The sequence below is a fragment of the Pseudomonas viridiflava genome (assembly GCF_900184295.1).
Lineage (GTDB): Bacteria > Pseudomonadota > Gammaproteobacteria > Pseudomonadales > Pseudomonadaceae > Aquipseudomonas > Aquipseudomonas viridiflava.
This window is the reverse complement of record NZ_LT855380.1, coordinates 2,676,926-2,699,996: the sequence shown is the minus strand read 5'-3', so window position 1 is coordinate 2,699,996 and position 23,071 is coordinate 2,676,926. Positions and strand designations below refer to the sequence as shown.

Annotated in this window: 23 protein-coding genes; 3 read left to right on the top strand and 20 right to left on the bottom strand. The window is 61.8% G+C overall.

Annotated elements, in window-relative coordinates:
- The first annotated feature begins 359 nt into the window (after nt 1-359).
- Nucleotides 360-3,179, top strand: a complete 2,820-nt coding sequence (locus CFBP1590_RS12390) for an ATP-binding protein (RefSeq protein WP_088235140.1) — start codon at nt 360-362, stop codon at nt 3,177-3,179.
- A 16-nt stretch (nt 3,180-3,195) separates the two neighbouring features.
- Here CFBP1590_RS12390 and CFBP1590_RS12385 read toward each other — a convergent pair whose 3' ends face one another.
- Genes CFBP1590_RS12385 through CFBP1590_RS12325 form a run of 13 tightly spaced genes read right to left on the bottom strand, consistent with a single transcriptional unit; the run spans nt 3,196 to nt 12,159 of the window.
- A complete protein-coding gene (locus CFBP1590_RS12385) occupies nt 3,196-4,242 on the bottom strand; it encodes an EscU/YscU/HrcU family type III secretion system export apparatus switch protein (protein WP_058431293.1) in 1,047 nt (348 codons plus the stop codon).
- Nucleotides 4,242-5,057 (bottom strand): type III secretion system export apparatus subunit SctT, encoded by an 816-nt coding sequence (sctT, locus tag CFBP1590_RS12380; RefSeq protein ID WP_088235139.1) that lies wholly within the window; start codon nt 5,055-5,057, stop codon nt 4,242-4,244. Before sctT ends, CFBP1590_RS12385 begins: the two co-directional genes overlap by 1 nt.
- Nucleotides 5,058-5,063: 6 nt before the next feature.
- Nucleotides 5,064-5,333, bottom strand: coding sequence for an EscS/YscS/HrcS family type III secretion system export apparatus protein (locus CFBP1590_RS12375; protein ID WP_004886396.1), 270 nt, complete (start codon nt 5,331-5,333; stop codon nt 5,064-5,066).
- 4 nt (nt 5,334-5,337) lie between these two features.
- A complete protein-coding gene (gene sctR / locus CFBP1590_RS12370) occupies nt 5,338-5,994 on the bottom strand; it encodes a type III secretion system export apparatus subunit SctR (protein ID WP_004886393.1) in 657 nt (218 codons plus the stop codon).
- Nucleotides 5,991-7,034 carry a type III secretion system cytoplasmic ring protein SctQ gene (gene sctQ / locus CFBP1590_RS12365; RefSeq protein WP_088235138.1) on the bottom strand — a complete coding sequence of 348 codons (1,044 nt, stop codon included), beginning with the start codon at nt 7,032-7,034 and terminating at the stop codon, nt 5,991-5,993. The genes sctR and sctQ overlap by 4 nt, the downstream gene beginning before the upstream one ends.
- Complete coding sequence (locus tag CFBP1590_RS12360) at nt 7,031-7,543, bottom strand: hypothetical protein (RefSeq protein WP_088235137.1); 513 nt, start codon at nt 7,541-7,543, stop codon at nt 7,031-7,033. The genes sctQ and CFBP1590_RS12360 overlap by 4 nt, the downstream gene beginning before the upstream one ends.
- 49 nt (nt 7,544-7,592) lie before the next feature.
- A complete protein-coding gene (locus CFBP1590_RS12355; protein ID WP_088235136.1) occupies nt 7,593-8,921 on the bottom strand; it encodes a FliI/YscN family ATPase in 1,329 nt (442 codons plus the stop codon).
- Nucleotides 8,914-9,510 carry a FliH/SctL family protein gene (locus CFBP1590_RS12350; protein ID WP_088235135.1) on the bottom strand — a complete coding sequence of 199 codons (597 nt, stop codon included), beginning with the start codon at nt 9,508-9,510 and terminating at the stop codon, nt 8,914-8,916. Before CFBP1590_RS12350 ends, CFBP1590_RS12355 begins: the two co-directional genes overlap by 8 nt.
- Complete coding sequence (locus CFBP1590_RS12345) at nt 9,503-10,132, bottom strand: type III secretion protein (RefSeq protein ID WP_088235134.1); 630 nt, start codon at nt 10,130-10,132, stop codon at nt 9,503-9,505. Before CFBP1590_RS12345 ends, CFBP1590_RS12350 begins: the two co-directional genes overlap by 8 nt.
- The gene (gene sctJ, locus CFBP1590_RS12340) at nt 10,129-10,908 is read right to left on the bottom strand and encodes a type III secretion system inner membrane ring lipoprotein SctJ (protein WP_025994041.1); all 780 of its coding nucleotides are present in this window, start codon (nt 10,906-10,908) and stop codon (nt 10,129-10,131) included. The genes CFBP1590_RS12345 and sctJ overlap by 4 nt, the downstream gene beginning before the upstream one ends.
- Before the next feature lie 3 nt (nt 10,909-10,911).
- The gene (locus CFBP1590_RS12335; protein ID WP_029244512.1) at nt 10,912-11,343 is read right to left on the bottom strand and encodes a hypothetical protein; all 432 of its coding nucleotides are present in this window, start codon (nt 11,341-11,343) and stop codon (nt 10,912-10,914) included.
- 9 nt (nt 11,344-11,352) lie between these two features.
- Nucleotides 11,353-11,571, bottom strand: a complete 219-nt coding sequence (locus CFBP1590_RS12330) for a hypothetical protein (protein ID WP_004886379.1) — start codon at nt 11,569-11,571, stop codon at nt 11,353-11,355.
- Between the two features lie 18 nt (nt 11,572-11,589).
- Nucleotides 11,590-12,159: a type III secretion protein gene (locus CFBP1590_RS12325; RefSeq protein ID WP_231991866.1), complete on the bottom strand. Its 570-nt coding sequence runs from the start codon at nt 12,157-12,159 to the stop codon at nt 11,590-11,592.
- A 205-nt stretch (nt 12,160-12,364) separates the two neighbouring features.
- Between CFBP1590_RS12325 and CFBP1590_RS12320 the strand changes: the two genes are divergently transcribed.
- Nucleotides 12,365-13,147 carry a tetratricopeptide repeat protein gene (locus tag CFBP1590_RS12320; RefSeq protein ID WP_029244510.1) on the top strand — a complete coding sequence of 261 codons (783 nt, stop codon included), beginning with the start codon at nt 12,365-12,367 and terminating at the stop codon, nt 13,145-13,147.
- Between the two features lie 2 nt (nt 13,148-13,149).
- On the opposite strand, the gene CFBP1590_RS12315 is transcribed toward CFBP1590_RS12320, so the two are convergent.
- The 7 genes from CFBP1590_RS12315 to CFBP1590_RS27870 all read right to left on the bottom strand — a co-directional run bounded on the left by CFBP1590_RS12315 (nt 13,150) and on the right by CFBP1590_RS27870 (nt 18,973).
- Complete coding sequence (locus CFBP1590_RS12315; RefSeq protein WP_088235133.1) at nt 13,150-13,566, bottom strand: hypothetical protein; 417 nt, start codon at nt 13,564-13,566, stop codon at nt 13,150-13,152.
- Nucleotides 13,567-13,578: 12 nt separating this feature from the next.
- Nucleotides 13,579-14,895, bottom strand: coding sequence for a type II and III secretion system protein family protein (locus CFBP1590_RS12310; protein WP_088235132.1), 1,317 nt, complete (start codon nt 14,893-14,895; stop codon nt 13,579-13,581).
- Entirely contained in the window at nt 14,892-17,036 is a 2,145-nt protein-coding gene (gene sctV, locus CFBP1590_RS12305; RefSeq protein ID WP_088235131.1) for a type III secretion system export apparatus subunit SctV, read from the bottom strand. Before sctV ends, CFBP1590_RS12310 begins: the two co-directional genes overlap by 4 nt.
- Nucleotides 17,033-17,371 (bottom strand): type III secretion apparatus assembly chaperone SctY, encoded by a 339-nt coding sequence (gene sctY / locus CFBP1590_RS12300; protein ID WP_004886369.1) that lies wholly within the window; start codon nt 17,369-17,371, stop codon nt 17,033-17,035. Before sctY ends, sctV begins: the two co-directional genes overlap by 4 nt.
- Nucleotides 17,368-17,727 (bottom strand): hypothetical protein, encoded by a 360-nt coding sequence (locus CFBP1590_RS12295; RefSeq protein ID WP_088235130.1) that lies wholly within the window; start codon nt 17,725-17,727, stop codon nt 17,368-17,370. Before CFBP1590_RS12295 ends, sctY begins: the two co-directional genes overlap by 4 nt.
- Nucleotides 17,724-18,689 (bottom strand): SctD/MshK family protein, encoded by a 966-nt coding sequence (locus tag CFBP1590_RS12290; protein ID WP_088235129.1) that lies wholly within the window; start codon nt 18,687-18,689, stop codon nt 17,724-17,726. The genes CFBP1590_RS12295 and CFBP1590_RS12290 overlap by 4 nt, the downstream gene beginning before the upstream one ends.
- 122 nt (nt 18,690-18,811) lie before the next feature.
- Nucleotides 18,812-18,973 (bottom strand): hypothetical protein, encoded by a 162-nt coding sequence (locus CFBP1590_RS27870; RefSeq protein ID WP_003377029.1) that lies wholly within the window; start codon nt 18,971-18,973, stop codon nt 18,812-18,814.
- 600 nt (nt 18,974-19,573) lie between these two features.
- Between CFBP1590_RS27870 and CFBP1590_RS12285 the strand changes: the two genes are divergently transcribed.
- Nucleotides 19,574-23,053 carry a hypothetical protein gene (locus CFBP1590_RS12285; RefSeq protein ID WP_088235128.1) on the top strand — a complete coding sequence of 1,160 codons (3,480 nt, stop codon included), beginning with the start codon at nt 19,574-19,576 and terminating at the stop codon, nt 23,051-23,053.
- The last annotated feature ends 18 nt before the right edge of the window (nt 23,054-23,071 follow it).

Here is a 23,071-nt window from a genome sequence, read left to right as displayed (position 1 = left end):
TACCCGCCGCTGACAACGCAAGGAATAATTACCGGCTGACAGCCTGAGTGTCGGCGCATTTCTTGCTGCACTGTTTGCAAAAAGACAGGTCGAATATTTCTGACCTGCGCGCCTGCCCGTCCCCGTGGGGAATCATGGGTGGAAAACCCGTCACGCATGTCCGTATCCATCCCCTGTTTGGCCGAATCATACCCCTTGGTGTAATAAGTAATTGATTCAAATGCTATAAGCTCGGCCGGTCATGACTACGTCAGGGTAGGCAATAAACAACCCGCTCCCAGCGCCGGTGCACAGATCGACACCGTCATGCTCCGCCACGATGCGCAAGCACTGCTGTTACTTCTGATACAGGTCTAACCATGGATTTTGAAGCAAGCGGTACGGCTACACAGATCGATTTCGTAACAGATAAAGCACCCGGTCCCGAGGAAGCCATTCGCTTCGGGGCCTTCGTGCTGCTTCCACGCCAACAGGTCCTGTTCAAACACTCCCAACCTGTGCCCTTGGGCAGTCGCGCCATGTCCTTGCTGGTCGCACTTGCCTCACGTCCCGGCGAGCTGCTGGAGAAAGCTGAACTGCTGGCCGTGGCCTGGCCGAAGGCAGTGGTTGAAGAGTGCAACCTTCGCGCGCAGATCGTCGCCCTGCGCAGAGCATTGGGAGACGATGAAGACTTCAGTTGCATCGTGACCGTACCGGGTCGCGGCTATCGGTTCAGCGCACCCGTGACGATCCAGACCGCGCCACAGGTCGTCGCTCCGCCTCCTGAACCTGTGGCAGCGACACAGGACGCCAAACAGCCTGTACTGGGCCGTGATGATCTGATTCGCCGCCTGACCGATCAGCTTCTGACCCAGCGATTACTGACCCTCACCGGCCCCGGTGGTGTCGGCAAAACCACCGTCGCGCTGGCTCTGGCTGACCGCCTTGCCACCCAATCATCGTTGAGCAGCGCATTTCTCGATCTGACGCCCGTCAGTGGCGCACAGTCGGTAAAAGGGATGATCGCCAGTGCGCTTGGCCTTAACGCAGACGATGAGAACCTTCTGCTGGATATTCCGGGGGAGCTGGCAGAGCGCCCGCAGTTGCTGGTACTCGACAACTGCGAACATGTGCTGGAAGAGACCGCCACAGCGGTCGAAGCCTTGCTGGCCAACACCACGCGATGCTGCGTGGTGGTCACCAGCCGTGAGCCGTTAAGGGCAAACGGAGAATGTGTCCACGACCTGGCGTCCCTGCAGGTGCCTGGCGACCATCCGCCATTGACCGCAGCCGAGGCGCTCACGTTTTCCGGTGTGGAATTGTTCATTACCCGAGTCCGGGAGCAAGACCCGGGCTTTGTCTTCCATGATCGCGATACGCAAAGTGTGGCGGCCATCTGTCGCAAGCTGGACGGCAACCCGCTGGCAATCGAGTTGGCCGCCGCCCGCGTCCGGACGTTTGGCATTCATGAACTGGTCGGCCTGCTCGATGGCAGCTTCCGCCTGCAGATGACTGGGCGCCGCACCGCCCTGCCCCGTCAGCGCTCTTTGAGTGCAGCACTGGACTGGACCTACGGCATGCTCACCGGACACGAGCAGGCGCTGTTGCGACAGCTGTCCATTTTCAATGGCTCGTTCGCACTGGACGGGGTCATGGCGACGGTCAATATCGGTCTGCCCGATGTGCGCATGACCCTGCCGATGCTGGAAAGCCTGCTGGACAAATCATTGCTTGGACGGTTCGATCACAGCCACGGCAAACGCTTTCGGCTGCTGGAAACGACCCGTCTGTACGCCCATGAAAAACTGGTGCAGCTCGATGACCTGGATCGCCTGTCGCGCGCTCATGCCAACTGGGCCCTGAGCCTGCTCGACGAGGCCAGGCTGGACCTGGACCGGTTGTCCCATGACGCCTGGACTCGACGTTACGCGGTGGAGATCGATACCGTGCGCGCCGCCCTCGCCTGGGCCTTTTCCCCCGAGGGCGACCGGCAGATTGGCGTCGAGCTCACGTTACGCAGCGCTCCGTTGTGGATGAGGCTATCGCTGGTCCATGAATACCAGGACTGGGTCAACCATGGCCTGCCTCGCCATGTGGAGATGGCGCAGATGGACCGGCACCAGCGCATGCGACTGCTGACGGTGTCGGGCAGCATCCTGATGCTTACGTACGGCGCCGGACAGAAAATGCGCGAGATCTGGCAACAGGTCGGCGAGGATGCCGATGCGCTGAACGACACGGAATACCGCCTGCGCGCGCTGTGGGGACAATGGAACGACCATACCTGCAGCAATCGTCACGTCCAGGGCCGACAGATCGCCCTGCAGTTTCTGGCGCTTGGCAAGGATCACCGGATCGCCGATTGCCAGCTTCTGGGCAAACGCATGCGGGCCACCAGCGCGTTCTATATGGGCGACATGAAAACCGCCGGTCAGGCTGCTCACGAAGCCCTGGGCGCACCTCTTTCAGCGTCTTCCTATGCCGTGGACATGCATTTCGACCAGCGTATCGCCGCCCAGTCGCTGAGGGCGCAAGTGCAGTTGATGGTGGGCAATATCGGGCAGGCCATGGTGGCACTGGACACCAACATCAGACAGGCTGTTGCGCTGGGACACCCCGCCACCATCTGGTACACGCTGGCGTTCAGCGCCATTCCGGCCACCCTGATCGCAGGCACCCTGCACAAGACCCGACAGTTTCTCGAATTGCTCAAACAGAGCAGCGAGCGGCAGCCGCTGCATGTCTGGCGTCAGTTGACCTGCTGCTATGAAAGCATTCTGACTATTCGCGAAGGTGATGCCGCGACAGGTGCCCCACGGCTGGGCGAAGCACTTCAGCAACTGCGTCGCCATGTGGAAACACCGCTGCACTCGATGCTCAATACCGAGTACGTGCTGGGCCTTGCCGCGCTGGGGCTGCAACCGCTGGCGCTGGAGACGCTCGATGAACTGGTGGTCAATGCCGTGAAACGCAATGATCGCTGGTACCTCCCGGAGATGATGCGCATCAAGGCGCAACTGATGCTCGACCAACCCCAAACGCATGCTCTGGAAGACGTTCGCACGGTGCTGGCCCAGGCACTGGAAATATCGCGACAGGACGGCACGCATTTCTGGGCATGGCGCATCAACGCCGACCTCAATCGACTGAAGGTCGTCAACGGCACGCCAGCCACTCGATATCGCCCTGCCATGCATTGATGAGGGACGCACCGGGTCAGATCAACCGGTGTGCCACCAACGCGTCGGCCACCGCCTGAAAGGTGTTTTCCGGTACCGGATCACCGGCCACGCTGCGTTTGGCGATCTGTTCGGCAAGCCCGGCATCCGCCCACACTGCAATGCCCAGCGGTGCAGCCTGCGCCAGCAACTGGACGGACTCTTCAGGCGAACCTCGGCAGACCACCACCGGCACGGGCGTTTCGCCGCGCACATAACGCACGCCGACCACCCAGTTACCGCCGATGCCGATCATCAGCGACGCCCGTCCCAACCCCAGCTTCGTTGCCAGCGCCTGCATCTCGCGCCGCTGGCGCTGACGCTCGCGCTTGATCAATGGATCGCCGTCGACATCCTTGCGTTCGCGTTTCTGTTCACTGCGACTCATCTTCATGTCACGCCCGAACAGCCAGCGCTGCATCAGGACGTCCACCGCACCCACCAGCAGAAACGCCGCCAGCACGGTGAACACCAGCGGTTTGAGCACCAGGTAAAACGTCGATTCGATGCAGCCGGCACCACAGCGTGAAGACTCCATCAATGCCTGTAGCGCCTGGCGGCCGACGATGTAGAACGCCAGCGCCAGCAGCAACACCTTGACCAGCCCCTTGAGAAACTCGATCAGGTTGCGCATGGCGAAAATCCGTTTGAAGCCTTCGCCGGGATGGATGCGCTTGATGTCCGGCTTGACCGGTTCGACCGAAAACACCACGCCGCGCATGGTCACGATATTGGTCAGGATGACCGCCGCGACGGTCACGGCGACCACCGGCAAGGTGATGCCCAGCACGATTTGCTCGGCATGGTCGAGCAGCCTTGGCCAGACGTCGGCAAACGGTTCTATGTAGATGTTCGCTGTCAGGTCGATCAACGCCTCGACCTGAGCGCGGGCCCTGGGCAACAGCACGGCAATGCACAGCGTACACAGCAGAATAACCACGCCGGACACCAGATCCTGACTCTTGGCGACCTGGCCCTTCTTGCGTGCGTCACGCAGCTTTTTGTCTGTGGCCGGCTGGCTTTTCTCCTCGCTGGTATCGGCCATTACGGTGCCTCGCTCGCCAGCGCCTTGAGCACCTCTACCGTCCCTCGAAACTGCGCCAGCTGGTCAATCATCACCGGGATCAGGAAGCTGATGTACACCACCATCAACACCGCAAAAAACAGGTTCTTGACCGGTAGCGACAAGTCGAAAATATGCAGGCTCGGCGCCATTCGCGACAGGTACGCCAGCATCAGGTCGGTGATCAGCATTGCCACCAGTAGCGGCGCCACCATCAATACGCCGATGCGCATGACCTGATCGAGGAGCGCCAGAATCGACATGAGTGCGGCGCTACTGAACAACGGAGTGAACTCAGTCACCGGCCACAACTGGTAACTGTGGTAATAGCCATCGACCATCAGGATGAAGCCGCCTGACATGAAGAACAGCGCAATCAGCATCACCGTGAACAGCGTGGCCATGACACTGGCCTCGCCCTGCCCCAGAGGATCCACCAGTTGCTCCATGGTCGAGCCACGCTGCAGATCGATCAGTTCACCGGCCACTTCCGCAGCCCAGAATGGAATGCCGAACAACAGACCGATGAGCAGCCCGATCAGCAATTCCTTGACCATCAACCCGGCCAGAAAGAACCCGCTGTGTTCGGGCATCGACGTGAACGCAGTGAATACCGGCAGAATCATTGGCACGGATATCGCCACTGCGACGCAGCCACGAATCATCCCGGTCAGCCCGAGGCGATTGAACGCCGGTGTGATGATCACCACGCCCATCGCCCGTGAGGCCGCCAGCGATGCAGAGCTGATCACCGGATAGGCAATCTCGATGAATGCATTGGTCAGTTCGGCATCCATGGTGCGTCAGCGAGTCCACAACGGAAAATTGTCGAGCACCTGATTGCCCAGTTCGGCCACCTGCCCGGCCAGCAACGGCCCGACAAACACAATCACCAGCAACACCCCGACGAGTTTGACCACTTGAGGCAGGGTCTGGTCCTGGATCTGGGTCAGCGCCTGCAGCAGCCCCACACTCAGGCCGACGACGATGGCAACCGCCAGCGCAGGCGCCGAAAGCAGCAGCACCGTCATCAAGGCCTGGTTCATCAGCGAAAGAAACACATCCTGCCCCATGACGTCAGCCTCCGTAGCTCAGGATCAACCCATGCATCAGCCGCGACCAGCCGCTCAATGCCACGAACAGGAAGATCTTCAGGGGTATCGAAATGAGCGTCGGCGAGACCATCGACATGCCCATCGCCATCAGCACGTTGGAGACCAGCAGGTCGACCACCAGAAACGGGATGTACAACAGAAAGCCGATCTCGAATGCACGGGTCAGCTCGGAACTGACGAACGCGGGGATCAGCACCACCAGATCGTCGTCACGCAGATCGGCTCGCGCTTCGGGTGACCAGATGGTTTCGGTCGCCTGAACGAAAAAACCACGCTCGTTCTCGTTGGCGTATTTCGATAAATGCGCCTGCAAGGGAGGTCGAAGTGCGCTGCCGAGTTCTTCGAGTTGCTGCACATTCTGCAGGCTCAGATCACGCCCCTGAACCTGTCGGTACATGTCGCCGATCAAGGGCGTGGTCACGTAGACCGAGAGAATCAGGGCGATGCCGTACAGCACCAGATTCGGTGGCGTCTGCTGCACGCCCAAGGCGTTGCGAATCAGAAACAGCACCACGGATATCTTCATGAAACCGGTCAGTGTCACCACGGCCAGCGGAATCAGGCCGATGGTCGCAACGACCAGAATGATCTCGATGAGGTTCGGCTGATAGCCGTTCATGGCGCATTGAAACCCAGCAGGCGCACGCCCAGGCCATCACCAATGCGCACCAGTTCGCCACGTCCTATGCGTCGTCCATTCACCATCAGGTCCACCTCGTCCTGACCCGACGAGGCCAGCGGCAGCAGCGTCCCGGGGGCCATTGCGCGCAGTTGCTCAAGCGTCAGTTCGACACTGCCCAACTGGCAGACCAGCGTCAGCGGCAGCGCGTCCAGTGAGACATCCAGGTCCGGCGTTACGGTAGGTTCATTCATTGCGTCATTCCTGTTGAGATGGGTTACCGCGCTCAGGTCGGGGTCGGAACCGCGCCATGGTCCGCACCACTCGAGCGAACGCCCCGAGCGTCGTGCGTAAGCCTGAAGGTGCTGACCGATGCGCAGACGAACCTGATCGTCAGGCAGCGTGTCGAGCATCACCACGTCGCCCGGCGCGAGACTGCGCAGCTCGTCCACGCGCAGCGGCGCATGTCCCGCCTCGGCACTCATCACCAGCCTGAGCGCTTGCAGCGCACCCTGATCAGGCATTGCGTGGCGCTCCAACAGAGCTGCGACGTGATCAGCTGCGGCGCTGTTCATCCGAAGTTCCACGCGCGCTGCCGGGAAGTCTGCGGTGTGCACCTCCAGCGAGACACCGAGGCAACGTGCCGTCGGGTCCGCGTCCCAGGGAACCACCTGCAAGGGTTCACCCAGAATGGCTTCAAGGGGTTCGATCCAGCCCAGCCAGGCCTGCTCCAGCAACAACGCCTCGTTCTGGCGGTCAATGGCCGAGCCGGGTTGCCAGGTCATCCAGGACCGCTCAAACAAGGGCTCCGGCACCCTCAACTCGACCAATGTCTGGCCGATCATCAGGGCAACCGACACGCACGGTTGATCGACATCCCTACCGCAGGCCCACTGCACTCGCATCGGCTGACCGCGCAGCACGCCATGCCAGTCGGCCACGCGGCGATGCAGGCGGTTGTGCAGGCTGAGCACATCGGGGTCGAACGACGGCAGATCCGACAGCGCGGCGCCATTGAAGGAGGTTTCGTAAGCCGTCACCGCTCGCCTCCAGCGCCTGTTGCACTGCCTGCGTCGACGCTCAGGGCGTTATCGCTCGACGAGCCCGACTGCTCGGCTTCGTCGCGCTGCTCACCCAGACGCGTTTCGAGGCTCAGGCGCTGTTCAAGCAGGCTTTGCCATGCCTGGCTCTGTTGTTGACGTTGCCTGTGCTCGATGCGCAGTCGCTCACGGGCCTGCTCCTCGGTTTCAACGTTCAGCACAGCGGCGTTGACCTCGGCCTGCAGCGCCTCACGTTCTTCATCCAGTTGCTTGAGGTGCTCTTGGGCCGCCTGCCAGGCACTCACTGAAATGCCCTCGCTGAACAGACCGTAGGCCTGCTCTGCTTCCTGGGCGCGTCTCTCGCGGTGCAGGCGCAAGGTTTCTCTGGCCTGATCAAGGTGATGTTCGGTTTCACGGCAACGCTCGCGTTGAGTGGCCAGATGAGCAGAGGCACGCTGCTCACGCAGCAGGCGCAGGGCTTGCAGGTTATGCAGATCAGCCGTCTTCATTGGGTGTCTCCGTGACGCAGCCCATTGGGAGTTCCGTGGTTGAGTACGCTCATGCCAGTACCTTGCGCATATGCGCCAGGGTCTGTGCGAGGGTGTCGTTTTCAGCGGCAGGCTGGCGCAGGAATGCTTCTATTGCTGCATGACGGGCAATGGCTTCATCCGCCAGCGGGTCACTGCCCGCGGCGTATTCACCGACCTGAATCAGCAGTTCTATCGCCTGACGGCGAGCGATCAGTTCACGCATTCGCGACGCCAGTTGCCTGTGCGCCGCCGAAGCCACCTGCTCCATCAAACGGCTGCGGCTGTGCAGCACATCAATGGCTGGAAAGTGATCACGCTGGGCCAGTTCGGCGCTGAGTACGATGTGGCCGTCGAGAATCGAGCGGGTTTCCTCGGCGACCGGGTCCATCGCCGCGTCACCTTCGGTAAGCACGGTGTACAAGGCGGTGATGCTGCCGGTCGGGCCTGGACCGGCTCGCTCCAGCAAGCGGGGCAGCGCCGAGAAAAACGAGGGCGGATAGCCGCGCCGGGTCGGGGGCTCGCCGACCGCCAGGCCGATCTCGCGCTGGGCACGGGCGAAGCGGGTCAGGCTGTCCATCAGCAACAGCACATTGCGTCCCTGATCGCGATGATATTCAGCCTGAGCGGTCGCCACGTAGGCCGCCCTGACCCGCTCGGCGGCAGGCCGGTCCGAGGTGGCGACAACGGCAACGGTTCGGGCACGCGCCGCCTCGTCCAGTTGCCCCTCGAGCAGTTCGCGCACTTCGCGCCCACGCTCGCCGATCAGGCCGATGACGATCACATCGGCGTCGCTGTTACGGACAATACTGGCCAGCAACGATGATTTGCCCACACCTGGCTCACCAAAGATGCCCATGCGTTGCCCGCAGGCAACGGTCAGCAGACTGTCGATGGCACGTACACCCAGCGACAGGGGTTCGACAATGCGCTGGCGGCTGAACGGGGCCGGTGGCTCGGCGTGCAGCGGGTAGCGCTGCAGGCCGAGGGTGGCGGTCAGCGCCGGGCCGTCGAGAAACTCACCCATCGGGCTGACCACCCGACCGAGCAAGGCATCACCCACCTGCACACCCATCGCCTGTCCGGTGGCGATGATCCGGGTACGGGTCGACAAGCCCTCCATTGAGCCGATGGGCGAGAGGATCGCATCGTCCTCATCAAAGCCGATCACTTCAGCCGACAGTTCCCGACCGTTGCCCGGATCACGCAGCACGCACAGCTCGCCGATGCGCACCCCGGCGACGCTGGCACGCAGCAACACACCGCGAATGCTGCGCAAGGTGCCGTGCATCGGCCGCGGCTGGGCACGCTGCAGACGCTGGTTCAAGCCACCGATCAATGCGGCCAGGGCTTCACTCATGGCGCTCACCCTCGGCCAGCGGCAACAGCGCGCGTCGCAGGTTGTCCAGTTGCGCATCCAGCCCGAGTTCCACCGAGCCCGCCGGACTGCCCAGCCGTGCCTGACCGGCTTCAAGCTGGTCATCGCCTTCCACATTCAGCGCCTGCAACGACAACGGGCCTTGCGCAATGTGCTGACGCAGACGTTCGACTTCATTGCGGGGCACATACAGCGTCAGCACCTGATCCTGGCGAAACGCCGACAAGGCCTGAGCCGTGCAGCGCACGAGCCGCTCGCGCCCGTCCAGTTCACCCAACACCTGGCGCGCGATATTCAGCGCCAGTTCGGCGAGCGAAGTCTCAAGACCTGCAAGGTAGCGATCCACCTGGGCGCTGGTCTGCGCCAACAGCGCGGCGGCCTCCTCGGCACCCTGTCGGCGAGCGTGTTCGAAACCTTCTGCACGAGCCTGCTCCAGCCATTGCGCGCTGTCCTCACGCACCCGGCGGGCCTCGTCATGCGCGGCCTCCACAAACGCGTAACCGTCGATCCATCGCGCCGCGTCGGCAGCCCGCACGATGCGTGCGCCAGGGCGGGTCGGCAACTCACTCATGGTCGTTTCCTTGTGCACGCTTGAGCAGGTGAGCGGCCACGACCTGCACCACCCGGACCTGTCGTTGATCCTCGGGTTGATCCGGCTCAGAACACGCCAGACGCAGCTGCAGCCAGGCCCGCAGGTTCGCAGGCTGGGCACCCAGCCAGGTGGCCACGCAGAACGCGCCGTCGCGGTCGATGGCCTGAGCCAGCTCGGCCGGGGTCCGAAGCAGGTCAGCCGCACCCGCCAGATACCGATGCGCCAGCGCGAAGGCAAAGGTTTCTTCACCCAGCAATTGACGGTATTCGCTGACCACCTGACCGCGAATTTCCCGGCTCAGTGTTGCCGCGTGCCAGACCGCGCCACACAGGCGCGGCAGACGTGCAAAATCGTTGTCACTCAGCAGCAGGACCGGCAAGTCCTGCTCGGCAGGCAACGCCAATTGCGCCAACGGCTGTAAACCAAAATGATGGTTCAACAAGCTCTCAAGACGCGAAGCAAAGCGTGGCGATTCGCGCAGGCTCGCAAGGTCGGCAGGCGCAAGGTCGTGCACCAGGCAGTCACTGACACAACGCTCGCGGACAAAGGCCAACGGCTGTTCAGTCAGCGTTTGCCACCGCCCCGTCAACCCGGCACTCATGGCGCATCACTCAGGACGTAAGCCCCTTCAGCCTTTTGCCGCTTCCAGAGCTGGCGGCCCAGAATCGCGGCCAGCCCCAGAGCAATCAGCAACAATGTGCCGAACAGCCATCTGGCCCGAGGCACGTCGTCTTCAAGCATCCATAACCCGAGAAAGCTACCGAGTTGCGGACCGGCAGAGGCGTTGGCTGGCAGCACCGCCTTGATCGCAGTCACGGAAACCCCGTCGTAACCCAGTCCGGAAATGCCATTGGCGACCAGGGTCTTGATCTGCGGAATCAACACATTGATGTCGGTTTTCGGATCGAAACGCACCAGCACCGAAGCCGAAGACGGCGAGATCACCCGTTTGAGCAGATCGTTGTCGGGCAGCACCACATGCACTCGCGCAGACAGGATGCCGTCGATCTGCGAAACGGTGTGCGACAGTTCCTCGCTCAGCGCGTAGACCATCTGCGCACGCTCCTGCACCGGTGAGGACACCAGGCCATTGCCCTTGAACACCTCACCCATGTTGGAAAAACTCTGCCCCGGCAGACCGGCGTCATCCAGCACCGCCATGGCCTGTGCGAAGCGCTTCTCGTCCACCATGACCTTCAGCTGGCCGTTGTCCTGAACCTTGCGCGAAGCCGGAATGCCATCGCGCAGCAGCACGGCGAGCATGGCATTGGCCTCGCGCTCGCCCAGATTGGTGTAGAGATCGACATCACAGGCCTGCAACAGGCTGGCAAGCGCGGACACGATCAGCAGGCGCAGGACACGGCGGCATCTGGGCATGGTTCATTGACCTTTGAGAAGGGTGTTGGCGGAACCGGATATCTGCGTAGCCCCGCGCACCACCATCTGGGTTTCGATGGAGTAGTCGAACATCCGGCCCAGCGACTGCACGATGCGATCGACCTGGGGACCGCCTGTCTTGCTCACATCCTGAGCAGCGCTTGCTTCGGATGGTGGCGTATGACCGGCGGACGAAGGCGCACTGCCATGGGTCATCGCATCGGCGCGTTCGGAGAACTGCCGTGAGCGGTCGATGAAGCCGTCCAGACGCTCCATGAGGTTGCTGCCTATCTGGTGCGGGCTCGCGCCCTGCGGCATCCCCTTGGCGCTTTCGGCCATGTGTTCGAAAAGGTTCTGCGAGGCCTGCATGCCCCCGCCTCCTCCCGGCGACGGCAAGGCAGCCGCCGCCGGTGATGCAGCCAGATTGACGGTCATGGTCGATCCTTATTCAGAGTCATCATCGGACTGCGCTTCGTTCAGCATTTCCTGAGCGCGCGGCATGATGATGAATTGCCCGCCGATGGTGACGGCCTGGGTGATCAGCGCATCGTTGAACTCAGCGTCGCTGGACGCCTGTGTGGCATTGTCGACGGCTGCGTTGAAACGCGACTCCTGACTGGAAGGGTTGATATCGGTCGTGCTGTCTACCGGATTCACGGACATGAGTGATGCTCCTTTGGGTTATTGACGGTCAGTGTTGACCTGGGTGACGACACCGCCACGGAATACCCGCACACCGCGCTCACGCACCACAGGTGCAGCCTCGGCGACAGGTTGACGATCAAGGTGTTGCTGGATCTGCGCCAGGTATGCAGGCGGACCGGACACGAACAGGCTGTCGTGATCGGGGCTGGCACGACTGGACATCGGCTGGCCCGAGACCTCCAGTTGCGCCAGGTAGTGCTGCAGTTCATCCAGCTTCGGCCCCGGCAGGTCGAACACCCGGGTGCCGACTTCATCCGACTGTGCGATGTGCAGCACATTGCCGTCGAAATACCAGCTCAGCTGATTGGCGTCGCACAGCCGGGACAGAAACTCTCCCGCACTGGCGCCGCGCACGGTGCCCCGCGCCGAGCCGCGCACCTTGTCGGAGAACACCACGATCAGGTCCAGGTTCTGGCCGAATTCGGTCAGGGCACCGCGGATATCCTGATCCACCAACACGTAGGCGTAAGGTTTGGAAAACCAGTCCGGCTCGTGATCGGGCGCGGCATTCAGCACACAGGAAAACCCGGCCAGCGCCAGCAACATGAGGCTGCGCACCAAGAAGCGTTCAAGCCTGAAGAGCACCATGGCGACCTCCATCCTGCGTCATGTTCGCAGGGAACAAAGCGGGCTGAATCAGGCTCAGAAAACGGTCGCAATTGCGCGCCGAGTCGATAAGATGGCGCTCGCCTGCAACAGCCCTCGGCGGTTGATTCGCCTCGCCCGATCCACTTTCACAAGAGCCTTGTCCATGCCCCCTCGTTCCGTGTCCACGCTGTTGCTGCTCGGCTGTCTGACCCTGACGGCCTGTGCCACTCAACCCCGCAGCGATGCCAGCTACGAGCGGTTCATGCAACTGGCGGCGGACCTGGAAAAGCGCGGCGACCCGACCACGGCGGCATCGTTCTACCAGCGCGCCACGCAGCAGCCCGAGGCCGGTGTCGAGTCGTGGCTCAAGCTCGGTGATGCCCTGCTCGCCAGCAACGACACACGGGGTGCCGAGCGGGCTTTTCAGCGTGCACTGGAACTCAAGGCCAACGACCCTGACGCCTTGCTGGGTCTGGGCACGGCACAGTTGCGTCAAGGCAAGCTGGAGCGCGCCGTCACCGCTTTGACCCAGGCGGCGGACGCGTCGCAACAGCCGACAGCCTGGAATCGGCTGGGCATCGCACACATCCTGCTGGGGCAGGCCAAACCGGCCCAGACTGCGTTCAACACCAGCCTGCGCCTTGCCCCGAACGATCTGGACACCCGCTGCAACCTGGCGCTGGCCTACGCGCTGGGCGACGACAGTCAGAAGGCGTTGCAGACCATCGAAACGGTCAGCCAGTCGCCATTGGCGCAGCCCAGGCATCAGCGCAACGAATTGCTGGTCATGGTCCTGGCCGGGCGAGAGAAGGACCTCAAGGGCATGAGCTTCGAGGACATTCCGAAGGCCGAGCGCAGTAAGTTGATCACCGAGGCGCGCCGCATCAAGGCGATCAAGGATCCTGCAGCGCAGGCCCAGGCACTGGGGCTTGTCGACGGCCGCTGAGTTCATCGAGCCTCCCGGGTGTCGGTACTGGCCTGCTGCTCGGCCTGACGGCGACGCAGCTCTTCACGGTCATAACCGTCGATGTACACCTGCGCGGCACGGCCGACCGGCGCCGCCATGGTCGGCCCGGTGTCACGCCCGCGCAGCACGTCCGCACGCTGCTCGACCATCTGCAACAGAATCAGATTGCTGGCGCAGCCAGGCGGCAGCAACGCCTGAAAGTCTTCACCGACATCGATGGCATCCTGCGCCGCAGGCTGGGCACACGCCTGAGGCACCAGTTCGATACGGCCGTCCGCGCGGGTGATTGCGGTGTAATCCGGCGAATAACTGACCGGATCCAGGTGCGTCTTGCAGCCGCCCAGCAGGCAGAGAAACAGACACAAAAAGGGAACGGGCAACGCTGGATTGAAGTTCATGGCCTGCTCCTTTCAGTTCATGTAGAAGCCGAATGCGCCACCGGTGCGCGGGCTGGCGGATGCCGTGGCGGCCGCGCGCTGCTTGTCCAGCGGCGTGGCCACCACACGGTCCTTGACCGGCTCGACGAGGTATGGCGTGATCAGAATCACCAGCTCGGTTTCATTGCGCTGGAACCGTTTGGAGCGAAACAGATTGCCGAGAATCGGCATGTCGCCGAGCATCGGCACCTTGTCCATGTCCTGACTGCTTTCACGCTGGAACAGCCCGGCAATGGCGAAGGTCTGACCGCTGCCGACTTCCACCCGAGTGTCCGCACGACGTACGCGAAACGACGGCACTTGATAACCGTTGACGTCCAGCGTGGTGGTGCTCATCAGGCTGCTGACCTCCGGGCGCACCTGCAAGGCGATTCGCCCGTTCGGCAGCAGCGTCGGACTGAACAGCAATGACACGCCGTACGGCTTGTATTCGATCCCGACGACCTCGCGATTGACCGGTACCGGTACCGCCACCTCGCCACCGGCGAGAAAACTGGCGGTCTGTCCGGTCATCGCCGTAATGTTCGGTTCGGCCAGCACCTCAAGCACACCATTGCTTTGCAGTGCTTCCAGCATGGCGTCGATGTTGACGTTGCCCGAGGCCAGTCCCGCGCTGATCACATTCGAGGCGCCGCCTGCCGCGCCGCTCGCCAGGCCGCCACCGGTCAGCAGACCGAAGGAGAACGTGCCGTTGTTGAACAGCGCGTTCCAGTTCACGCCGTAGCGCAGCAGTTCGGAGCGCGACACTTCGGCGAAACGTACCCGGATGTTGACCTGAGCAGAGCCCGCGTAGGTAGCGCTGTTGACCGTTGACTGAAAGTTCTGCCCTTCGGTGCTCAACAGCGCATTGAGGTCGGTGGCCTCGCCCACGTCCCGCACCGCACCATCGGCCACCAGACGGTTGCCGGTGGCCTTGATACGCGTCTGGCTCTGCGGATGAAGCGCCTTGAGCGGCCGTGAGACGGCCGAGGTGCCGCTGTTGATCGACAGGCTCAGCGTGGCGGTCTCCTGCCCTTCAGCGTCCAGCGCAATCAGGCTGGTCTCCCCGGCCGCCTTGCCGAACACGTAGATCACGCCGGGCGACACCACCTGCAGATCGGCAATCCCCGGTTCGGCAACCATCACCGAATCCACGGGCGCCGAAAAATGCAGAACCCGGCCTTCGCCGATTCCCAGATCGATCGTGCCTTTGGCACCTTTGCCGATGTTCTCGGCGCTGGCGTGGCTGCTCAGGAGCATCACGCCAAGGCCGAAGAAAAACGTACGCAGTGCAGCTACTGAACAAGTCATGAGGCAGTCGCCAGTGAAGAGACGGACCCGGCACCTGAGGCCGGGCGCGTATTGATATCGGTCAGGCTGAGGGTGCCGACCGCCTGAAGGTTGTATTCGCCCGCCAGCTCTCTGAAGGACAGCACGGCCAGTTGCAGCTCGCCGCGAACGATCATGCGGCGGATACCCCGACGCAGTTCGGGGTGCACCAGCAGCACGGTGGAATCGTTTTCCGGCAACAGGTCACACAAGCGGCGCAACTGCACGAGCAGGGTGCGGGCGATGTCGTCCGGGACCGAATCACGCCCCTTGTCCAGGCGGCTGATGGCGGCACGCAACTGCTCTTCCAGCGCCGGGGCCAGTACGAACGCGCTGATCACCCGGTTACGGTCGGCGTACTGATGACTGATCTGCCGCGCCAGTCCGGCACGCAGGTGCTCGGTGAGCCGTCCGGCGTCGGATTCGCGGCTCCCCCATTCCACCATCGCTTCCAGCAAACCTCGGCGATTGCGGATGGAAACGCCTTCGGCGACCAGCAGACGCAGTGCTTCGGCCACGCGCTGCAACGGCAGGACGCGCAGCACCTCCTTGATCAGCTCACCGTATTTGCCTTCCAATTGCTCCAGCATCACGCGGGTTTCCTGGATCCCCAGAAAATCGGCAGCGTAACGGCGCAACGTGCGATCAAGCACCTCACGCAACACCTCGTCGGCAAACAGAAAGCCGATACCGGCCTCCTGCAATTGACTGGCGTGCTCGCGCTCCACCCAGCGACCGGAACGTTCACTGATCGGTGACGGCGCCTCGCGAGGCTCGACAGCGAGCAACTGGGCGTGCACGGGATCGTCCTGCAGCAGCAGCCATTGCCCGTCAAATTCACCTTCGCAGACGGGCACGCCTTCCAGCTCGACCTGAAAACGGTCTGCGGACATCGAGCGATCCAGGTACACCTCCGGCACCGTTACATCGATGCCAAGGTCGGCGCGAATCTCGTGGCACAGCGCTTCGATCCGCTGCCGCAGCGGCTGCAATGGCGCTACCTGAGCCAGACCGTCTCCGACACTCAGCAGCACTCGACTGTCCAGCGGACGTTCGAACGTTTCCAACACTTCAGGCGCGTCTGGCTCCATGGCCAGTTCATCGTCCGGCAGGTCGATCGCGGGCACGGAAGCGCCGGTTCTGGCGCGACGCCAGAGCACCACCGCACTGCCGCCCAGCACCGCCGCCAGTGTGACGAACACCAGCAACGGGAACCCCGGCAACAGTCCGACACCCAGCAGGATAAGGGCCGTCAGCCCCAGCGCACGGTGACTGGCGCCCAGCTGCCGGACGATTTCCGTTCCCAGGTCGCGCTCCTCGCCATCACTGTTGACTCGCGTGACCACCGTGCCGGCAGCCACCGAAATCAGCAGCGCCGGAATCTGCGCAATCAGGCCGTCACCGACGGTCAGCAACGAATAGGTGTGAGCAGCTTCGGCAAACGGCATTCCGCGCTCGACCATACCGATCATCATCCCGCCCAGCAGGTTGACGAACAGGATCACCAGCCCCGCGATGGCGTCGCCCTTGACGAACTTCATGGCACCGTCCATGGCACCGAACATCTGGCTTTCTCGCTCCAGACGCGAGCGGCGACGGCGCGCCTCGGCCTGATCGATATCGCCGTTGCGCAAATCGTTGTCGATGCTCATCTGCTTGCCGGGCATGGCGTCCAGGGTGAAACGTGCGGCCACTTCGGCCACCCGCTCGGCACCTTTGGTGATGACCACGAACTGCGCCACAGTGATGATCAGAAACACCACCAGCCCGACCACCACTTGACCTGCGATCACGAAATCACCGAAGGCCTTGACGATATGACCGGCGTTGCCGTCCAGCAGAATCAGACGCGTCGTGGTGATCGACAGGGAGAGCCGGAACAACGTGCTGAGCAGAATCAGCGGCGGCAGCGCCGAAAACTCCACGGAATGATTGATGTAGAAGGCAACGATCAGGATCAGCAGGCTCAGGGCGATGTTCACGCCGATCAGCGCATCGACCAGATAGGTCGGCAACGGAATGATCATCATGGCGATGGCCATCAGCATGAACGCGACGATGATCACGTCGGTGCGCTTCGAAGCGATCTGCGCCAGCAGGTTGAGACGATTCATGAACGTCATTGCTCATCCCTCCGCGCGCTCAGGTAGCGTCTGAAGCACTGGCGGGCTTCGTCCTTGCTGCCGGCTTTCCACAAGGCGCGGCTGCGCAACAACAGCAAGGCAGCGCTCTCGCCCTGATAGCTCACCAGACGATCCAGCGCTGCCAACGCCCGGCCGGTATCGCCGCTGTCAGTGAAGGCCAGCACCAGGCTGTGCAGCAGACCGGTGTCGGCCGGGGCCAACTGGATGGCAATCAACAGCATCACCAGCGCCCGTTGCGGCTGACCGCAGCGACGATAAAGATCGCCAAGCCCCTTGAGCAGCTCGACGCAGTCACGATCCTGACTCGCGCTCATGGCTGCACCTGCGCGCGTTGCTGTTCCAATAGCAGACGAATGTCGATCTCCTCACGAATCACGTCTTCGGCCAGCGCCCGGATATCGGGCTCGGCGTCCAGCGCAGGCAAGACTTCGTCCAGCAGGTAACGCAGGGTCTGGAGCGAGCGTACGGTGCCGAACAGCTCGGTGCTGGCAGCAGCGGCCTGATCGGTCTGCTCCAGCTCGCCGCGCAGCGAACGGCGAACCTTTCTTTCGCGCAGGTCGAGCAATGCTTCGAAACGCGGCGCCTGGCGTGGCGACACCGGAGCGACGCGTTCAACGGCCGGCAGCGGCTCGCCAGGGGATGGAAGTACGGGGCGCAGGTCGACTTTCATAACGTAAACACAAACCTTTCCTGGCCGCGCACCAGACGCACCTGATCATCAGCGATGCCTTCCAGGGTCCAGTTGTCCTGCAGCGCTGCGCCGGGATAGACACGCTTGCCGTGTTCATCGATCACGTAAGGGTCCGGACCGAACCAGACCGCCTGAAAACGTACGCGGGGCTTGGCCACCGAAGCTGCGAGCTGCACTTTGGGGGTCAGTACGATGTGTTGGCCGAACTGACTGTCGAATGCGCGCTGGATCTGCAGCCAGCTACCTTTCTGTTCCGGGGAATAGGTGCCTTCCACACCGAGCTGTCCGCCAGGCCCTGTGCCGTTGTGACTGACAAGGTGCAACTGTTGAAGCCCAGCGTCTTTCAACGCCTGTTCAAGCCAGCCTTGCGCCTGAGCGAGCGTCGGCGCCGGAGCGGCTGCGGGCAACTGTTTTTGGCGGGTGCCTGCTGCTCGCATGGCATCTTCGCGCGGAGCATGCAGCGCAAACGCGGTCGCGCATATCAGCAACAGCGTCAACGCAGCGAAGAGCGCCCAGACCCGAGGGGAACGAGCGTTCGGAACATCGGAGACGACTGCTTGCAGTCGATCTGCACGCAGACAAAGCCGGGCCTGACCCAGCTCCAGTTCCACTGGCAGTCGGACTCGCTGACCGGTGCCTGCAGCCAGTACGGCACGCAGGCCGCTGGCGTGAATGAACGCGACATCACCGCCGCTGGCTTCGATGGCCACCTGACCGCGATCCGCAGGGTCACGACCAAGAACCAGACGCACATGCTGTGCGGCGATATCGGTATCGCTCAGGATGAGGTCGGCAGGCGCGGCGCTGCCGATGCTGTAGCTCGGCTTATCCAGGGCCAGCGAAACACCCTTGTGCAAACCTTGAAGAATTTCGAGCACACACGTGCTCTGGCCGGGCGCCACAGTATCGGGCGTCGACTTGAATGAAATCAGGGCTGTCATGATCGAGTCACCACCGTGTGATTTACCGGAAACGGCACGTCAGAGCCGGGTAAAACTGTCGATCGCAAGACTTTTCGTGAAGAGAAGATGCGGGCAGCGGCGAGGCTGCCCGCATGGCAACGTCAGTTCTGCGGACGTTGCTTGGTCGCGTCCAGCTCTGCTTTTTTGGCAGTGGAGATTTCGGTGATCTTGGCCGATTTCTCGATAGCCATATCAAAGGTGGCGGACATTTTTTCGATCGCTGCGTCAGAGTTGCCGGAGCTTACGGGTGGAGTAGAACTCATGTTGTTTCTCCTTGCTTCGAGGGAAGTTGTACCTGCCGACAGGCAAGCCAAAAAAGCGATGACCGGACACTTTTGCGCATTGAACTGCGCGCTTCATAGTTGGCGATTTCGCCACTAAACAAGTTTGCTGTCCGACCTCACAAATACTACGCAGCGACTATTGGACTGTGCTGTGAAACGTTGTGAATTTGCGAAAACAGGTATAAACGAAAGATATCGGACAAGTAATATCAAAATGATATATATCAACAGCAATTATATTTTTCGGAACAGTGAACTTTATATCAGACACCGGCAGCTCAACGCGTGCGGCACGGAGACAGACGTGCCGTGCCCCAGGGCGTTTTCAAGCCGGTTGTGAAATGTTGTGAAAAAGCACTTCGCAACCCTTATATGTCACGCAGCAATGTTAGTGTCATGCAAGTAACACCCTGCACTATCGCAATTGGCCGCGATTAAACCACGGCACAATTCAATGACCCGCTCACGCTCGCAAGTGTATGTCGCCCGAAAGGCCGAGACTGGCCTGTGCCTCTTGGCGAGGCAACGCGCGGTCCGTTTCGAGACGAAGTCCAACCGTTACAACAGGAGTCATATGGTATGTCGACACCCTCGATAGGTCAGACACCCGGCCCTCTTCCCTCGGCAACGCCAGGCTTCAATGCCAAGGCTCGTTTCACACAGTTGCTGCAGACCAGTAACCGCAATGGCGCTCAGTACCGACCGGCTGGCGCCAACGATAAAGCGCCGGCGCTGACTGACTACACCTCCATTGAAAAGCCAGGCACGGTTGCGGCCGACACGGTGCGCTACATCACGCAGGATGGCGACCACGTGCTGGTCAGCAAATCCACGAGCCCGGCGCTTTACCAACAGGTGGTCGAAGACCAGCCGCGCGTGGCCGGTTTCAAGGCCAGCGTCGAGGCTGGCTACGCGCTGGCCAACGCTGACGCGGCGGCACCCGAAACGCTGAGCGGCTATTCACGTATCGGTCCGCCGGACGAAAGCGGGCCGGGCCTCATTCGTTATGAAGCTGCCGATGGCAGCAAGGTCATCGTGTCGCAGCAGCAGAGCCCTGAACTGTTCAAACAGGTAGCGTCTGATTTCAAGGCCCTGTCTGGCGTGGGCAGCAGCCAGCGTGAAGGCTATCGCGTGGCAGGAGCGGATGAGAAACCACCCGAAAAACTGGGTGACTTCGCCGTGGTCGGGCCAGTGGATGAAGTCGGTCCCGGAGTCATGCGCTACGTGGACCGCGAAGGCAACAAGATCGTCGTGGCGGAGCGTGACAACCCTGAACTGTACAAGGCCGCCAAGGACGCATTCACGAGCCTGACCGGTTTGAGCAAGAGCGAAGGCGAAGGCTATCGCAGGGCGGGTGACAACGAAGTGTGGCCGCCCGTGTTCGGCACCACGGTCGGCCCGCTGGACGAAGCGGGTCCAGGCACCATCCGTTACGAACACAATGGCGAAAAGGTCGTGGTAGCGCGGGACGATAACCCGAAACTGTTCGAGTACCTGTCAGCCTTGCGAACCGTCGTGTCCGATCCGGAGAAAAGGAAGGCACTGGAAACGGCCGTCAATGAGGGGCAAATTCTGGCCGACGGTAATACCCCGATCCCGAAACTGGGCGACATCACCGAGTTCAACTGGGTCACCGGCCAGGAAGGCAGCCAGATAAGCTACAAGAATCAGGCGGGTGAGCGAATCGTCGTCTCCGAATCCTTGACGCCCGAGTTGTTCGAAAAGGTCAGCACGCTTAACGATGCCTGGGCGAAGATTCACAGCAGTGAAGCTGAAGGTTACAAACTGGCTGGCCCGAACGACTTCCTGAAAAACAAGGACATTGTGATTGGCTCGCCGGATGAGCTGGGCGATGGCCTGATCCGGTTCGCCAACGGTGATGACAAGTTCATCGTGTCCAAGGATCAAAGTCCTCAGCTGTACGACGATGTCGTGGCGAAATGGAACGAGCTGGGTACGGGCAATATCGGTGAGACGCGCACCCGCCACAACCTGCCTCCTGCCGCCGAACTGGACCTGATGGGCCAGAAAACCGGGGTCAAGGCTGACAAGGACGATGAAAACTCTCCCGAGCTGAATGTCGGCGAACTGGCCACCAAAGAGCTGCTGGATCATTACCGCGAAGGCGTCAAGAAGGGGGAAATCCCCAAGGATGATCCGCGCGCCAAGCTGGTGAGAGCCATCGAAGCACAGGCCGCCTACGACAACGGTCGCGGCCTGACCGGCTATGAAGAAGCCCAGGGTGCCTTTGGTGGTACATGGCGGGAGTTCGACAGCAAGCAGACTCAACTGAGTTCGGCGGACATGCACGACATCATCGATGGCGGCAAGCTGCAGGAACAGCTGACGACGCTGTTCTCTGATCCAACCGTGCAGCAGGACTATCAGACCAAGATGACCGACGCGCTGGGCAAGGTGCCCGACAAGGACGCCATCAAGCAAAAGCTGATCGACCTGACGGCCAATCCCGATTACGTGCTGTACCTCAAGGACCTCAAGGCGCAGGGCCTTGGACAGGAAGCCCAGAAAGACCTGAGCGACACCCTGTCATCGCTGGCACTGGTCGACCCTGAGGCAGCGAGCAAGGCGGCGCAGTCGATCCAGGCCGATGGCCTCACCAGTGATCTCAATGACCTGGTTGCCGACCCGTCGAAGATCAGTGACGAAAACAACGCGTTGGCCACCAAGGACCTGTTCGGCCTGCTCAAGGGCGAGCTGAAGGGCATTCTGGTCGACCTGCCCCGCCACCTGCAGCCCACGTTCGAGAAATTCATCCAGGAAGGCGTCGTCGGCAACGCCAAGACCGAGGACATCGCCAAGGCGCTCAAGGAAGTCGGCAAGGCCTATCAGGAAAAAGGCTCGGTGAGCGAAGCCGACATCAAGACCGCCCTGTCCAAGCCCTACATCCCGGTAGCGGATCGCGGCAAACTGGGTGAAATCTTCAACACCCTCAACAGCAAGGGCGTGATGGGCTCGGTGGCTGCGGGTGTTTCACTGCTTTCGGCCATTTATCAAATGGTGGGTCAAGGTGGAAAACTGGGCGAAACGCCTCTCCAGCGTCTGAGCATTGCCAAGGACTTCATCAGTTTTGCCGGCGGCGCGAGCCATTTCGTCAAACTGGCCGACAAGGTGGGCGACCTGATGGGCAAAGGCGGCCTGGTCGACCTGCTGGGTCTGGACAAGACCGTTCCGGAAATCTGGGGCAAGTCGGACATGAAGCCGCCCAAGGTCGAAGTCAGCCCAAGTGGCCTGAGTGCCGAGCGGCTCGCCGAGATCCGTACTGCGCTGGACATCCCTGACAACCAGCGCATGGACCTCATCGGCGACCTGACCGGCAATGCGCAGGCCGAGCACAAGGCAATGGAGGGTATTTCCCAGCGTCTGGACAGTGAGGTCAAACTCAAGCCCGGCGTCTCGGCCAAGATTGCGGGCTCTGTGGTGAAAGTACTGGGGCCGGCAACTGACCTGGCGGGCGGTTTTGCCGACATCGTACTCGGTGCCTTCACCATCAAGGACGGGGTCAAGTCCGGTGACAAGCTGGCTCAGGCCGCGGGAGGTTTGCAGATCGCGGGCGGTGCATTCGGCGCGTCTGCCGGGGTGCTGGGCACCGCAGCGCTGGTCGGCGCAGGCGGAGCTGCGGCCACTGCGCTGGCCGGGCCGTTCTTTCTGGTCGGGGTGGTCATCGCCGTGGTTGGCGGGATCATCGGTTACTTCGTCGACCACAACAAGAAACAGAAAGCGTCCGAGAAGGAAAACGACTGGTATCGGGATCTGGCCGCCGATGGCCTGCTGCAGGCCGACTGGGGCGACAAGGTGGAATACGCGCATTACTCGATTCACCATTATCGCGAACGCGAAGCGCCTGAAGACGACAGCCTGTTCCGTTTCCAGCGCGCCGAGTGGGAGCACTTCGACGAAACGCCGCAGAAAAAAGGCTCGTCCAGCAACCGACTGGATGAAACGTTGCACGTGGAGTACGGCGAACCGCACAAGTCGCCGGATACCCAGCAACGAGACGACCTGAGGAACGCGCCACGTTGGGGCGGCTCGAAGGTCTGATCAGCCTTTCAGCCATGG

Excerpts from the sequence above, each read along its gene's own strand:
- CFBP1590_RS12315 (WP_088235133.1), bottom strand. The coding sequence starts at position 13,566 with ATGAACTTCAATCCAGCGTTGCCCGTTCCCTTTTTGTGTCTGTTTCTC.
- sctV (WP_088235131.1), bottom strand. The coding sequence starts at position 17,036 with ATGACGTTCATGAATCGTCTCAACCTGCTGGCGCAGATCGCTTCGAAG.
- sctJ (WP_025994041.1), bottom strand. The coding sequence starts at position 10,908 with ATGCCCAGATGCCGCCGTGTCCTGCGCCTGCTGATCGTGTCCGCGCTT.
- CFBP1590_RS12390 (WP_088235140.1), top strand. The coding sequence starts at position 360 with ATGGATTTTGAAGCAAGCGGTACGGCTACACAGATCGATTTCGTAACA.
- sctR (WP_004886393.1), bottom strand. The coding sequence starts at position 5,994 with ATGAACGGCTATCAGCCGAACCTCATCGAGATCATTCTGGTCGTTGCG.
- CFBP1590_RS12375 (WP_004886396.1), bottom strand. The coding sequence starts at position 5,333 with ATGGGGCAGGATGTGTTTCTTTCGCTGATGAACCAGGCCTTGATGACG.
- sctY (WP_004886369.1), bottom strand. The coding sequence starts at position 17,371 with ATGAGCGCGAGTCAGGATCGTGACTGCGTCGAGCTGCTCAAGGGGCTT.
- CFBP1590_RS12330 (WP_004886379.1), bottom strand. The coding sequence starts at position 11,571 with ATGTCCGTGAATCCGGTAGACAGCACGACCGATATCAACCCTTCCAGT.
- CFBP1590_RS12290 (WP_088235129.1), bottom strand. The coding sequence starts at position 18,689 with ATGACAGCCCTGATTTCATTCAAGTCGACGCCCGATACTGTGGCGCCC.
- CFBP1590_RS12335 (WP_029244512.1), bottom strand. The coding sequence starts at position 11,343 with ATGACCGTCAATCTGGCTGCATCACCGGCGGCGGCTGCCTTGCCGTCG.
- CFBP1590_RS27870 (WP_003377029.1), bottom strand. The coding sequence starts at position 18,973 with ATGAGTTCTACTCCACCCGTAAGCTCCGGCAACTCTGACGCAGCGATC.
- CFBP1590_RS12345 (WP_088235134.1), bottom strand. The coding sequence starts at position 10,132 with ATGAGTGCCGGGTTGACGGGGCGGTGGCAAACGCTGACTGAACAGCCG.
- CFBP1590_RS12295 (WP_088235130.1), bottom strand. The coding sequence starts at position 17,727 with ATGAAAGTCGACCTGCGCCCCGTACTTCCATCCCCTGGCGAGCCGCTG.
- sctT (WP_088235139.1), bottom strand. The coding sequence starts at position 5,057 with ATGGATGCCGAACTGACCAATGCATTCATCGAGATTGCCTATCCGGTG.
- CFBP1590_RS12320 (WP_029244510.1), top strand. The coding sequence starts at position 12,365 with ATGCCCCCTCGTTCCGTGTCCACGCTGTTGCTGCTCGGCTGTCTGACC.
- CFBP1590_RS12285 (WP_088235128.1), top strand. The coding sequence starts at position 19,574 with ATGTCGACACCCTCGATAGGTCAGACACCCGGCCCTCTTCCCTCGGCA.
- CFBP1590_RS12355 (WP_088235136.1), bottom strand. The coding sequence starts at position 8,921 with ATGAGTGAAGCCCTGGCCGCATTGATCGGTGGCTTGAACCAGCGTCTG.
- CFBP1590_RS12360 (WP_088235137.1), bottom strand. The coding sequence starts at position 7,543 with ATGAAGACGGCTGATCTGCATAACCTGCAAGCCCTGCGCCTGCTGCGT.
- CFBP1590_RS12350 (WP_088235135.1), bottom strand. The coding sequence starts at position 9,510 with ATGAGTGAGTTGCCGACCCGCCCTGGCGCACGCATCGTGCGGGCTGCC.
- CFBP1590_RS12385 (WP_058431293.1), bottom strand. The coding sequence starts at position 4,242 with ATGGCCGATACCAGCGAGGAGAAAAGCCAGCCGGCCACAGACAAAAAG.
- CFBP1590_RS12310 (WP_088235132.1), bottom strand. The coding sequence starts at position 14,895 with ATGACTTGTTCAGTAGCTGCACTGCGTACGTTTTTCTTCGGCCTTGGC.
- CFBP1590_RS12325 (WP_231991866.1), bottom strand. The coding sequence starts at position 12,159 with ATGTTGCTGGCGCTGGCCGGGTTTTCCTGTGTGCTGAATGCCGCGCCC.